Origin of the sequence: Lactococcus taiwanensis (assembly GCF_014905395.1) — a bacterium.
GTDB lineage: Bacteria > Bacillota > Bacilli > Lactobacillales > Streptococcaceae > Lactococcus > Lactococcus taiwanensis.
Genome location: NZ_BNDT01000007.1, coordinates 24,337 through 37,463, shown reverse-complemented (window position 1 = coordinate 37,463; position 13,127 = coordinate 24,337). Strand labels below are relative to the sequence as shown.

Here is a 13,127-nt window from a genome sequence, read left to right as displayed (position 1 = left end):
TAGTCAAAGATTATTTTAGGAAAATGGATCAAAGGAAAGGAAAAGGAAATGTCTACTCAAAAAAATACATCAGATATTATTGAAGCTTATTTGAGACACTTGCTTGAAGAAGCTCAGGAGATAGAGATTAAACGCGTGGACTTGGCCAATCAATTTGATGTGGTGCCTAGTCAGATTAATTATGTGATTAAAACACGTTTTACAGCCTCAAAAGGGTATGATGTGGAATCAAAACGCGGTGGTGGCGGCTACATTAAAATCGTTAAATATCAGTATTCCGCACGTCATGAATTTTTGACGGCATTGTATCAAAAGGTTCCGGCCAATCTATCAAGCAAGGCGGCGCATGATATTATCCAACTTCTTTTTGATGAAAAGGTCCTAACAGAGCGTGAAGGTAATCTGCTCCTTCTTATCCTTACTGACGGAGCCATCAGTCCTTTTACACGCGGGACAATGATGAAAAGCATAATAAATAGATTGGATCGTGATGATGAAATTTGAAAATATCGAGTATACCCCAACGATTGAAAGAATATTAGAAAAGGCAGCAGAATATGCCTATCAATATGAGTATGGCGCGATTGAAAGTGCGCATCTTTTAGCTGCAATGGCCTCCATTCCAGGATCAATTGCTTACAGTGTCTTAGGGGCAATGAAAGTGGATACCTCTGATTTATTAATTGACTTGGAAGACTTATCGAGCCATGTGTCCAGTGAGCGCGACGAACTTGTTTTCTCGCCCCGTGCTGAAGAGGTAATGACTCTTGCTCAGCTCTTAGCTAAGCATAATGGCTCGCAGCTTGTTGGAACGGAGCATGTCCTTTACGCTCTTTTACAAGTCGAGGATGGCTTCGCACTTCAACTATTGAAATTACAAAAGATTAACATCGTCTCTGTGCGAAAAGAACTTGAAAAACGCACAGGACTTAAAACGCCAGAAGTTAAAAAGGCTGTAACTCCAATGTCTAAGCGAAATTTAGCTAAACGTGTTTCAGCAACAACGAATACTCCTACTTTAGACTCCGTTTCATCTGATTTGACAGAAGAAGCCCGAGCAGGAAAGTTGGATCCGATGATTGGTCGAGAGGCTGAAATTGAACGTTTAGTTCACATTTTAAGTCGTCGTACGAAAAATAACCCTGTCTTAGTTGGAGAACCTGGGGTAGGGAAGTCAGCGATCATTGAAGGGTTAGCCCAAAGAATTGTAAACGGTGAAGTGCCAGTCGGTTTGATGAATAGTCGTATCATGGCACTTAATATGGCAACAGTTGTTGCAGGGACAAAATTCCGTGGAGAGTTTGAAGACCGGTTGACAGCGATTGTCGAAGAGGTCAGCAATGATCCAGAGGTAATTATTTTTATTGATGAGCTACATACCATTATTGGAGCAGGCGGAGGAATGGATTCGGTCAACGATGCAGCGAATATTCTCAAGCCCGCCTTGGCTCGTGGTAACTTCCAAATGATTGGTGCGACAACTTATAACGAATATCAAAAATACATTGAAAAAGATGAAGCATTAGAACGCCGTCTAGCTCGAGTGAATGTTGAGGAGCCTACGCCAGATGAGGCAATCGCTATCTTAGAAGGCTTACGGGAAAAATTTGAAACTTATCATCACGTTCAATTTACTGATGAAGCCATCAGAAGCGCCGTCATGCTCAGTGTGCGTTATATGACCAGCCGTAAGTTGCCAGATAAAGCCATTGACCTTTTAGATGAAGCAGCAGCTTCGGTAAAAATATCAATCAAAAATCAACAAGCTAAACGTTTAGAGTTAGAAAAAGCAGTACAAGAAGCTCAAAAAGACTTGTCAGAGGCAGTTGTTCATTTAGATATTACGGCTTCTCGAGAAAAAGAAGCGCTTGTTCAGAAAGCAACAAAGACTCTCAATCGTTTCTCAGTGCGCTCAGAAAAGCCACAAAAAGTTACTGACCAAGCGGTCATTAACGTCGCCTCTACTCTTACAGGGGTACCAATCAGCCAAATGACTAAAACTGAGAGCGAACGCCTTATTAATCTTGAAAAAGAATTGCATAAGCGTGTAGTGGGACAAGATGAAGCGATATCAGCGGTTGCTCGTGCTATTAGACGAGCGCGTTCAGGCGTGGCTGATAGCCGCCGTCCAATGGGTTCATTCATGTTTTTAGGTCCTACTGGGGTAGGTAAGACAGAACTTGCCAAAGCACTAGCTGATAGTGTTTTTGGAAGTGAGGACAATATGATCCGGGTCGATATGAGTGAGTTCATGGAAAAACACTCGACATCACGACTTATTGGAGCTCCTCCAGGGTATGTGGGTTACGATGAAGGAGGCCAGCTAACTGAGCGTGTGCGTAATAAGCCTTATTCTGTTGTGCTTCTTGATGAAGTTGAAAAAGCCCATCCAGACGTCTTTAATATTATGTTGCAAATCCTAGATGATGGCTTTGTGACCGATACAAAAGGCCGCAAAGTGGACTTCAGAAATACCATCATTATCATGACTTCAAATTTAGGAGCAACGGCGCTTCGTGACGATAAAACAGTCGGTTTTGGTGCAAAAAACATAAGTGGTGATTATGCAGCAATGAAGGCACGGATTTTGGAGGAGCTAAAAAGGCATTACCGTCCCGAGTTTTTAAACCGAATTGATGAAACTATTGTCTTCCATCCGCTTACTGCTGAAGAAATCGAGCAAATTGTGAAGATTATGAGTAAGTCTCTTATTAATCGACTTGCAGAACAAAATATTCACATTAAACTCACACCTGCGGCTGTTAAACTCCTTGCCGAAGTAGGATTTGATCCAGAATATGGGGCACGTCCTCTAAGAAAAGCGCTTCAAAGGGAAGTAGAAGACCTGTTAAGTGAACAACTCCTTTCCAATGAAATTAAAGCGGGTGACCAACTCTCCATTGGCACCTCTAACAAAAAAATTAAAATCACTCAAATCATTTGAGATGAAAGCTGTTTCATGTTATAATTAGATTAGAAATAAAGGAAAGGACAGTTTGAAGAATTCAAATGCTCTGATAGTTATGAAGAGTGAATTATAAAACTGTTGAGAGGTACTCTTATGATCAAATTTAATATTCGTGGCGAAAACGTCGAAGTTACCGATGCAATCCGCGCTTATGTTGAAGATAAAGTTGGCAAACTTGATAAATACTTCAACGATGGTCATGAAGTGACAGCCTATGTTAATCTTAAAGTTTACTCTGATAAACGTGCTAAAGTCGAAGTGACTGTCCCAGCTAAGAATGTAACCTTGCGTGCTGAAGATACTTCACAAGATATGTATTCTTCAGTTGACCTTGTTGAAGAAAAACTGGAACGTCAAATTCGTAAATATAAAACGCGAATGAACCGTAAACCACGTAATGCAGTGCCTACTGGTCAAGCTTTCGGTGATGAATTTGCTCCTCTTGATCAAGCAGATGAAGTGACGGAAGAAAGCAGTGAAATCGTACGTACTAAACATGTGGCCTTAAAACCTATGGATGCGCAAGAAGCAGTGCTTCAAATGGATATGCTTGGACATGACTTCTACGTTTTCACTGATGCAGATACTAATGCTACACATGTGGTGTACCGTCGAGATGATGGACGTTATGGTTTGATTGAAACAGAATAAAATTAAAAGGGATTGGTTTTGCCAATCTCTTTTTTTATCAAAAAGAAAAGGAGAAGAAAAATGTAAGCGCAAACCCTTGTGAAATTCGAGTTTGCAAAGATTTTCACTTGAAAAAAACTTTAAAAAATAGTAAAATCAGAGATGTATTAAGAGTGCAGACGCACTTAAAAATAATAAGGAGACTAAAATGTCAATTATTACTGATATTTATGCTCGCGAAGTCCTTGACTCACGCGGTAACCCAACACTTGAAGTTGAAGTTTACACTGAAGACGGTGCATTCGGTCGCGGTATGGTACCTTCAGGTGCTTCTACTGGTGAACATGAAGCGGTTGAACTTCGTGATGGCGACAAATCTCGCTACAACGGACTTGGTACTCAAAAAGCTGTTGACAACGTAAACAACATCATCGCTGAAGCTATCATCGGTTATGAAGTTACTGACCAACAAGCTATTGACCGTGCAATGATCGCTCTTGACGGTACTGAAAACAAAGGTAAATTGGGAGCTAACGCTATCCTTGGTGTTTCTATCGCTGCTGCGCGTGCTGCTGCTGATGAACTTGGTGTTCCACTTTACAACTACCTTGGCGGATTCAACGCTAAAGTATTGCCAACTCCAATGATGAACATCGTTAACGGTGGTTCTCACTCAGACGCTCCTATCGCTTTCCAAGAATTTATGATCGTACCTGTTGGTGCTCCTACATTCAAAGAAGCACTTCGTTGGGGTGCTGAAATCTTCCACACACTTAAGAAAATTCTTAAAGAACGTGGACTTGAAACAGCTGTCGGTGACGAAGGTGGATTCGCTCCTAAATTCGAAGGTACTGAAGACGGTGTAGAAACTATCCTTAAAGCAATCGAAGCAGCTGGTTACAAAGCTGGTGAAGATGGCGTTATGATCGGTTTCGACTGTGCATCATCAGAATTCTACGAAAACGGTGTTTACGACTATACTAAATTCGAAGGTGAAGGCGGTAAAAAACTTTCAGCTGCTGAACAAGTTGACTACCTTGAAGAACTCGTTTCTAAATACCCAATCATCACTATTGAAGATGGTATGGACGAAAACGACTGGGATGGATGGAAACTCCTCACAGAACGTCTTGGTAAAAAAGTTCAACTCGTTGGTGACGACTTCTTCGTTACAAACACTAAATACCTTGAACGTGGTATCCGTGAAAATGCTTCAAACGCTATCTTGATCAAAGTTAACCAAATCGGTACTTTGACAGAAACTTTCGAAGCTATTGAAATGGCTAAAGAAGCTGGTTTCACAGCAATCGTTTCTCACCGTTCTGGTGAAACTGAAGATTCAACAATCTCAGACATCGCTGTTGCAACTAACGCTGGTCAAATCAAAACTGGTTCACTTTCACGTACAGACCGTATGGCTAAATACAACCAATTGCTTCGTATCGAAGACCAATTGGCTGAAGTGGCTCAATACAAAGGTCTTAAAGCATTCTACAACCTTAAAAAATAAGGTTTATCAACGAATGATTTAGAGATAATCCTTTTCTTTCTTTAGAGAAGGGTTATTTTTTATAAAAAATATTCTATGAAAAAACTACTAGTAAGCTAGTAGCTTTTATTTTATTTAGATTTTTGATAAGAGTCCATCTTCAATCTTATAAACACTGTCGCTATTTTCAATCATCCTTTGGTCATGTGTGACCATGATTGTTGCCTTGTTCTTTAAATGAGCTTCTTGTCTTAATAATTCAACAACCTGATAAGCATGTTCAGTGTCTAAACTTGCGGTTGGTTCATCGGCCAAAATTAAATTTGGTTCATTAAAGAGTGCACGAGCAATGGCTGCCCTTTGACGTTCCCCTCCCGAAAGCTCACTTGGATATTTATTTTTAAGGTCTAAAATATCAAGTGACTTAAGAAGTTCACTCCCTTTTTTAGAAGTTAGTTTTTCGTGATTGATTTTATCAATTAGGAGAAATTGTTCTTCAAGGGTTAAATAAGGAATCAAATTAGAACTTTGGAGAATGAAACCTATTTCTTTAAATCTAAGTTTGGAACGCTCTTTTTCAGAAAGTGGAGTAAAGTCTAACCCATTAATGGATATTTTTCCAGAAGATGGGCTTTGCAAGCCACCTGCAATTGTGAGAAATGTACTTTTGCCTGATCCGGATGGACCAATAATTGAAACAAATTCCCCTTGCTTGACTGCTAAATCAATTCCTTTGAGTGCCTGAATCTCATTATGACCACTCCCAAAAGATTTTTTTACATTTTCCATTTTAAGAATTGTTGTCATTTTTAACCTCCAATGGCTTTTGTTGGGTCAATTTTACGGATAGTAATGATTGAAAAAAGCGACCCAATCATTGATACGATGATGAGAATTAAAGCATAGAGCAACCAGTTTGTAAGACTAATTTCAAATGGCATCGCATCCGGTAGGATAAAGCTCGTTCCATAACTTGCTATAAAAGCAACGAAGACGCCAACTAAACTAAGGATAAAGCTTTGACCAAGTAAAGAGTTCATTATTAAGCGATTTGAAATTCCTTGGGCTTTCATGATGCCAAAAATCGGAACCTTTTGAAGAGTGATAACATACATAAAGACTCCAATAATCAACAGTACAATCAGAAATAAGAAGTAAATCATTGCGCTGAGTGTCATCTTTTGAGCAGAATAACCTGGAATATCATTAATTAAATCAGAAATAGAGATGACTTTATATTGATTTGAGTTAGAAGAATCAATCTTAACTTTTCCAGATTTTACAACGGCAGCATTAACAGAAGAAGCTGAAGTGCTTTTTTCACCAAATTTGATCTGATTCAAAGCGGAAAACGAGGTATAGACAACCGGCGAAGCGGAATAAGAAGAGGATTTTGAAATTCCGACAATTTTGATTTTAATATTATTATTTCCCACGGAAACTTCTTGACCGATTTTATATCCTTGATTTGCCAATTTTTTAGATATAATCATTTCTAAACGATTGTCAGTAAATTTTTTCCCCTCAAGAACTTCTGGCATGATTTTAGACTTATCAGGCAGGGCAATGATAGCGATATTATCTCGCTCGCTCTTTGATTGACGCATAGAAGTAGAAAACAAAGATAATTCTGAACCATTTTCTACATGAATCTTTCTTAAATCATCAGAAGTAATTTGTGAAGCAGAAATAATATTATTTGAACTTGTTGATAAAACAACTTTTTCGGCTTTCCAATCAAGGACGGCTTGTTTAAATTGACTGGCAAGTCCTACAGATAGACCAGATAGTATAAAGACTACATAAGCGATTAAAAAAATAATGGCTCCAATTAAGGTGTAGCGAGCCTTATTATAACGTATTTCTCTCAATGCTAAAAACATCAAATCTCCTTTCAGCTTTATCTGTCAGTAATATAATTAAGTAAACCTGCGGTGACTAATTTGATTTCTTTATCATAATTTTCAATAAAAGTTTTCTTAGTCCAATTTTCACTGAATAATCTGTAAACGAGGTTATGAACAACTGATTTTAAGACTTGTGAATCTGGATTATCATTTTCACTAGCTGGGACGGTTGCTGAACTTTTAGGTTTCCAATCTCTTTCAAGTTCATAAGTCCAATCTAAAAATCGATATTTATAAAGTTGATATTGAGGAGAATCAATTAAATTTTCAAGAAGGAGATATTTGTATTTATCCAGAGCCTCTTCAATGGAATTATCTTTTAATAAATTAAAAAATAAATCGTGAATTTCAAGGGTTTCTTGCGAGAGGACATAGAAATAGGCATCTTTTAAATCTTCAAAATACTGATAAAAACTCCCTCTCGGAATATCAAGCGCTTTTACGATGTGCATAATTTTGGCCTCGTGAAAAGAATGAGTCTGAAATTCATTTAAACAGGCATCATATACGCGATTACGTTTTTCGTCAGATAGACTGAAATAGGTTGATTTAGGCATTTTGTCTCCAATTCATTCAATTTATGACACTGTGTCATTTATTAAATTCTAACAAATTAATTGATTAACATCAATTAATTAATTTTTTTAAGCAAAAAAACTACTGACAGTTTTGTCAGTAGTTTTGATAATAAATTTGCTGATGTATAAGTGGCTGACAGTTTTGTCAGTAAAATTAGGAACACTTATTTAGCTAATTCTCTTTCAAGAGCTAATCGTTGAACTTTCATTGTTGCTGTACGAGGAATTTCATCGTAAGCCATAAGAATAGGTTCATTTAAAAATGGCAAATCAACAATTGAAGCCCACCAAGCTGACCAATCCATTTCCGCATTTTCAGCTAGGGCCAAAATAGGTTGTGGTTTACCACATTTATCACGAATAATCACCACTTCATCTAAGAAGTCGTGTTGGTCTAACAGAAGATCTTCAATTGCCAAATTAGATTCAATTTTATCGATTAAATCAACTTGCCGGTCATGTAAAAAGAGAATCCCGTCTTCATTCATAAGGCCCCAATCGCCAGTATCCCACCAGTCGCCATAGACTTCTTTGTTGAAACGTTCTTCTTCCTTAAAGTAAGTCAAAGCTCTTCCCTTTGAGAGAAAGTGGATTCTTCCAGGCGTACCTGCAGGACATTCATTTCCATTTTCATCGGCAATACGTGCTTTAGATAATCCAGGCATACCAATCCCCATTTCACGGGCATTCGTGTCTGCTAAAGTTGATAAACGGTGCTTTTTCCAAATCATTGGGCCACATTCTGATTGTCCATAAATTTGTAGAAAGACTGGATCTTTTTGCTTAGAGGCAGAAAGAAAAGTGTGCATTGTCTCTTTATTAATTGCATCAAAAGTTGAGTGAAGGTAACGAATTGAAGCAAATATGTCAGGGTCTTGCTTTGCAAGATTTGCTAAACGAACAAAATCGTTTGGATGAGTTTCAAAGGCGTAAGGCTGATGTTTAGCAAAAAGATTGACAAGATTATCTTTTGCTAAATCATTGAGGGGCATAAGTCCAAAACCAAAGGTCATTGCTGATGAAACCCCTATATTGAAACGAGAATGAACAGGAGAAATATGGAAAGCTAAAATCTCTTCCTTATCAGGCATCCAATCCATTACAGTTCTTTGAAGCACCCAACGCCAACCCATTGAATTAGCAGAGTGAGCGATTAATTTTGGTACACCAGTTGTTCCAGAAGTATGAGTGAGATAAGCAATCTCATCACTGGCCAATTGCTGACTGTCAGCAATTTGACTGGGTTTTTCCAAAGCAAATTTACTGACAGCAAGTTTTTTAGAATCTTCAAGATTCTTCATTTCAATGACAGTTCTGTCAGTAACTTCGTCATAAATGAGCCAAGGCTCATCTAGACGTCCAGCTAAAATGTCCATTGTTTCGGCAGGAAGATGATAAGAAATCATTGCTGGAACAGCGCCTAAATAAGAAACAGCAACCGCTAAAAGATAGGTATCAAAGGCACTTGATTTAAAAATAATGACTTTATCCGATTTTTTGATTCCCAGCTCAGCTAGGAGACTTGCCTTATCAACAATGGCTTGATGAGTCTTTTGATAAGTCGTTTCAAGAGCTAGTTCAGGGAAAGCTCCAACAGCCTCATCAAAGATAATCGGGCTATCAGGAAACTGTTCAGCTGATTTTTTAAAGTTTAGATAGAGATTCAATGGTTCATGTTTAAAGTTCAAAATCATACTCCTCAAGGTTAGTATGTTTATTGTATCACAAACTATAGGAGACACCAATACATTTATTAATGACAATTTGATTAAACACTTTACAGAAAAAGAAGCGAAAAACCCTACATCGGACACAAATGAATGATTTTCTGCTACAATTGAATATGATAAGAGCTGATGGGTTCTTTTAAAAGCTGTAAGCGAGTATGAATGAATGATAAAAAACTATGAATTATCTCCTGATAAAAAACTAATCTCTACATCTGAAATGAAAAATTTTACTTATGTGTTAAACCCAACACGTGAGGAAATCGGCACTGTTTCTGAGTATTATGACTTTCCCTTTGACTATTTGTCAGGTATTCTTGATGATTACGAAAATGCCCGTTTTGAAACGGATGATAATGATAATAATCTGATCTTGTTACAATATCCAGCTGTTTCTAATTATGGAGAAGTCGCTACTTTTCCTTATTCTCTAGTCTGGACTAAAAATGAATCTGTTATTCTAGCCCTCAACCATGATATTGATAACGAAGCGCTTTTTAGCCGAGAATATGATACGAAACGTTACAAGCACCAACTTATTTTTCAAGTAATGTATCAGATGACGCATACTTATCATGATTATTTACGTGATTTTCGTATTCGACGGAGGAAACTTGAAGTGGGGATCAAGAATTCGACAAAAAACGACCAAATTGTTGATATGATTGCTATTCAGGCTAGTCTAATTTACTTTGAAGATGCACTACACAATAATCGTGAAGTACTTCAGAATTTTATAGATTACTTGCGTGAAGATGATGAAGACGGTTTTGCTGAAAAAATCTATGATATTTTTGTCGAAACAGATCAAGCTTATACAGAAACGAAAATTCAGTTGAAATTATTAGAAAATCTCAGAGATTTGTTCTCAAATATTGTAAGTAACAATCTGAATATCGTTATGAAAATTATGACTTCAGCTACCTTTGTTTTGGGGATCCCAGCAGTTATTGTTGGATTTTACGGGATGAACGTCCCAATTCCTGGGCAGGATTTGAGATGGATGGTCTGGGCAATTTTCTTTGTTGGAATTTTGGTCTGTGGCTGGGTGACCTGGCTGTTACACCGCAAAGATATGTTATAAAGAGCTAGCAGCTCTTTTTTCTTTGTGAAAAAATTCATTAGAAATGAAAGGGTTTGATTTCCAGTGTCTTGACTCTACTTTCTTTGTGAAATTAACGCGAATTATTCTTTAAAATACTGATACAGTTTTTAAGATAACGCTTACTGTATTAGTAAAGAATCTCAAATTTCTTATTGTTTGCGCTTGCTATTGCGTAACTGTATGATATAATGAAAGAGTAATTTGAAACAGAAAGAACGAAGGAGATTTCTAAAATGAAAACCGAAGTTACTGAAAATATTTTTGAGCAAGCCTGGGAAGGTTTTAAAGGAACGGACTGGCGTGATAAAGCCAGTGTAACACGTTTTGTGCAAGATAACTACAATCCTTATGACGGAGATGAAAGTTTCCTTGCTGGTCCTACTGAGCGCACGCTTAAAGTAAAAAAAATTATTGAAGATACAAAAGCACACTACGAAGAAGTAGGTTTCCCGTTTGATACGGATGTAGTGACTTCTATCGATAAAATTCCTGCTGGCTATATTGATCCAAATGATAAAGATCTTGAATTGATTTATGGTATGCAAAATAAAGAGTTGTTCCGTTTGAACTTTATGCCAAAAGGGGGACTTCGTGTTGCTGAAAAGATTTTGACAGAACATGGTCTTTCAGTAGATCCTCAATTGCACGAAGTTTTGTCTCAAACTATGACTTCCGTAAATGACGGGATCTTCCGCGCTTACACTTCAGCAATCCGTAAAGCACGTCATGCGCATACCGTAACAGGATTGCCAGATGCCTACTCTCGTGGACGTATCATTGGTGTTTATGCTCGTCTTGCACTCTATGGTGCTGATTACCTTATGAAAGAAAAAGCACGTGAATGGGACGCAATCACTGAAATTAACGATGAAAATATTCGTCTTAAAGAAGAAATCAACATGCAGTACCAAGCCTTGCAACAAGTTGTAAACTTTGGTGCTTTGTATGGTCTTGATGTTTCACGTCCAGCGATGAACGTGAAAGAAGCTATCCAATGGGTTAACATCGCTTATATGGCTGTATGTCGTGTTATCAACGGTGCTGCAACTTCACTTGGACGTGTGCCAATCGTTCTTGATATCTTTGCAGAACGTGACCTTGCTCGTGGAACATTCACTGAACAAGAAATCCAAGAATTTGTTGACGATTTCGTATTGAAACTTCGTACAATGAAATTTGCTCGTGCTGCTGCTTACGATGAACTTTACTCTGGTGACCCAACATTCATCACAACATCTATGGCTGGTATGGGTAATGACGGACGTCACCGTGTTACTAAAATGGACTACCGTTTCTTGAATACACTCGATACAATCGGTAATGCTCCAGAACCAAACTTGACGGTCCTTTGGGATTCTAAACTTCCATATGCTTTCAAACGTTATGCAATGTCTATGAGCCACAAACACTCATCTATCCAATATGAAGGTGTTGAAACAATGGCTAAGGATGGATATGGTGAAATGTCATGTATCTCATGTTGTGTATCACCCCTTGATCCAGAAAATGAAGATGGACGTCACAACCTCCAATACTTTGGTGCGCGTGTCAATGTCTTGAAAGCAATGTTGACTGGTTTGAATGGTGGTTATGATGACGTTCATAAAGATTATAAAGTATTCGACATCGAACCAGTACGTGATGAAATCCTCGATTATGATACTGTAATGGATAATTTTGATAAATCATTGGATTGGTTGACTGATACTTATGTTGATGCGATGAATATCATCCACTACATGACTGATAAATATAACTATGAAGCAGTTCAAATGGCCTTCTTGCCTACTAAAGTTCGCGCTAACATGGGATTTGGTATCTGTGGATTCGCAAATACAGTTGATTCGCTTTCAGCGATTAAATATGCTAAAGTTAAAACTTTGCGTGATGAAAATGGCTATATCTACGATTACGAAGTAGAAGGTGATTTCCCTCGTTATGGTGAAGATGATGACCGTGCCGATGATATTGCTAAACTTGTCATGAAAATGTACCATCAAAAATTGTCTTCTCATAAACTTTACAAGAATGCTGAAGCAACTGTATCACTCTTGACAATTACTTCAAATGTGGCTTACTCTAAACAAACTGGTAATTCTCCAGTGCATAAAGGGGTATTCCTCAATGAAGATGGTACAGTCAACAAATCTAAACTTGAATTCTTCTCACCAGGTGCTAACCCATCTAACAAGGCTAAAGGTGGATGGTTGCAAAACCTTCGCTCATTGGCTAAATTGGAATTCAAAGACGCTAATGACGGTATCTCATTGACTACTCAAGTTTCTCCACGTGCCCTTGGTAAAACACGTGATGAACAAGTGGATAACTTGGTTCAAATTCTTGACGGTTACTTCACACCAGGTGCTTTGATTAATGGTACTGAATTTGCTGGTCAACACGTTAACTTGAACGTTATGGACCTTAAAGATGTTTACGATAAAATCATGCGTGGTGAAGATGTCATCGTTCGTATCTCTGGTTACTGTGTCAATACGAAATACCTCACACCAGAACAAAAACAAGAATTGACTGAACGTGTCTTCCACGAAGTGCTTTCAAATGATGATGAAGAAGTAATGCACACTTCAAACATCTAATGATTTATGATAATTTAATGAAAAACCTGTCAGCTTTGTTGACAGGTTTTTCTGATTCTAACAACTTAAAATAAATAGTTTTTAACTATTAATTCTAGTTTCGTAAACCTAAAAAATATGCTAAAA

At 37.8% G+C, this 13,127-nt stretch carries 10 protein-coding genes; 6 read left to right on the top strand and 4 right to left on the bottom strand.

Going from position 1 to position 13,127, the window contains the following annotated elements:
- Window positions 1–48: 48 nt before the first annotated feature.
- The 4 genes from JKP71_RS08470 to eno all read left to right on the top strand — a co-directional run bounded on the left by JKP71_RS08470 (window position 49) and on the right by eno (window position 5,108).
- The gene (locus JKP71_RS08470) at window positions 49–504 is read left to right on the top strand and encodes a CtsR family transcriptional regulator (RefSeq protein ID WP_075524480.1); all 456 of its coding nucleotides are present in this window, start codon (window positions 49–51) and stop codon (window positions 502–504) included.
- Window positions 494–2,944 (top strand): ATP-dependent Clp protease ATP-binding subunit, encoded by a 2,451-nt coding sequence (locus JKP71_RS08465; RefSeq protein ID WP_200407736.1) that lies wholly within the window; start codon window positions 494–496, stop codon window positions 2,942–2,944. Before JKP71_RS08470 ends, JKP71_RS08465 begins: the two co-directional genes overlap by 11 nt.
- 117 nt (window positions 2,945–3,061) lie before the next feature.
- Window positions 3,062–3,619, top strand: a complete 558-nt coding sequence (hpf, locus tag JKP71_RS08460) for a ribosome hibernation-promoting factor, HPF/YfiA family (protein WP_075524481.1) — start codon at window positions 3,062–3,064, stop codon at window positions 3,617–3,619.
- A 187-nt stretch (window positions 3,620–3,806) separates the two neighbouring features.
- Window positions 3,807–5,108, top strand: a complete 1,302-nt coding sequence (eno, locus tag JKP71_RS08455; protein WP_075524482.1) for a surface-displayed alpha-enolase — start codon at window positions 3,807–3,809, stop codon at window positions 5,106–5,108.
- Between the two features lie 114 nt (window positions 5,109–5,222).
- On the opposite strand, the gene JKP71_RS08450 is transcribed toward eno, so the two are convergent.
- The 4 genes from JKP71_RS08450 to JKP71_RS08435 form a co-directional block, all read right to left on the bottom strand.
- The gene (locus tag JKP71_RS08450) at window positions 5,223–5,894 is read right to left on the bottom strand and encodes an ABC transporter ATP-binding protein (RefSeq protein WP_200407695.1); all 672 of its coding nucleotides are present in this window, start codon (window positions 5,892–5,894) and stop codon (window positions 5,223–5,225) included.
- A gap of 2 nt (window positions 5,895–5,896) precedes the next feature.
- Complete coding sequence (locus tag JKP71_RS08445) at window positions 5,897–6,970, bottom strand: ABC transporter permease (RefSeq protein WP_200407694.1); 1,074 nt, start codon at window positions 6,968–6,970, stop codon at window positions 5,897–5,899.
- 17 nt (window positions 6,971–6,987) lie between these two features.
- Window positions 6,988–7,551, bottom strand: coding sequence for a TetR/AcrR family transcriptional regulator (locus tag JKP71_RS08440; RefSeq protein ID WP_200407693.1), 564 nt, complete (start codon window positions 7,549–7,551; stop codon window positions 6,988–6,990).
- Window positions 7,552–7,736: 185 nt separating this feature from the next.
- A complete protein-coding gene (locus tag JKP71_RS08435) occupies window positions 7,737–9,260 on the bottom strand; it encodes a class I adenylate-forming enzyme family protein (protein WP_200407692.1) in 1,524 nt (507 codons plus the stop codon).
- A gap of 205 nt (window positions 9,261–9,465) precedes the next feature.
- Between JKP71_RS08435 and JKP71_RS08430 the strand changes: the two genes are divergently transcribed.
- Together JKP71_RS08430 and pflB are read left to right on the top strand one after the other, a co-directional pair.
- The gene (locus JKP71_RS08430; RefSeq protein ID WP_075524487.1) at window positions 9,466–10,383 is read left to right on the top strand and encodes a magnesium transporter CorA family protein; all 918 of its coding nucleotides are present in this window, start codon (window positions 9,466–9,468) and stop codon (window positions 10,381–10,383) included.
- A 254-nt stretch (window positions 10,384–10,637) separates the two neighbouring features.
- The gene (pflB, locus tag JKP71_RS08425) at window positions 10,638–13,001 is read left to right on the top strand and encodes a formate C-acetyltransferase (RefSeq protein WP_082272271.1); all 2,364 of its coding nucleotides are present in this window, start codon (window positions 10,638–10,640) and stop codon (window positions 12,999–13,001) included.
- Window positions 13,002–13,127: the final 126 nt, after the last annotated feature.

What these genes read in the sequence shown, in the direction of transcription:
- JKP71_RS08440 (WP_200407693.1), bottom strand. Translation starts at nt 7,551, where the DNA reads ATGCCTAAATCAACCTATTTCAGTCTATCTGACGAAAAACGTAATCGC.
- hpf (WP_075524481.1), top strand. Translation starts at nt 3,062, where the DNA reads ATGATCAAATTTAATATTCGTGGCGAAAACGTCGAAGTTACCGATGCA.
- JKP71_RS08465 (WP_200407736.1), top strand. Translation starts at nt 494, where the DNA reads ATGAAATTTGAAAATATCGAGTATACCCCAACGATTGAAAGAATATTA.
- JKP71_RS08450 (WP_200407695.1), bottom strand. Translation starts at nt 5,894, where the DNA reads ATGACAACAATTCTTAAAATGGAAAATGTAAAAAAATCTTTTGGGAGT.
- pflB (WP_082272271.1), top strand. Translation starts at nt 10,638, where the DNA reads ATGAAAACCGAAGTTACTGAAAATATTTTTGAGCAAGCCTGGGAAGGT.
- JKP71_RS08470 (WP_075524480.1), top strand. Translation starts at nt 49, where the DNA reads ATGTCTACTCAAAAAAATACATCAGATATTATTGAAGCTTATTTGAGA.
- eno (WP_075524482.1), top strand. Translation starts at nt 3,807, where the DNA reads ATGTCAATTATTACTGATATTTATGCTCGCGAAGTCCTTGACTCACGC.
- JKP71_RS08445 (WP_200407694.1), bottom strand. Translation starts at nt 6,970, where the DNA reads ATGTTTTTAGCATTGAGAGAAATACGTTATAATAAGGCTCGCTACACC.
- JKP71_RS08430 (WP_075524487.1), top strand. Translation starts at nt 9,466, where the DNA reads ATGATAAAAAACTATGAATTATCTCCTGATAAAAAACTAATCTCTACA.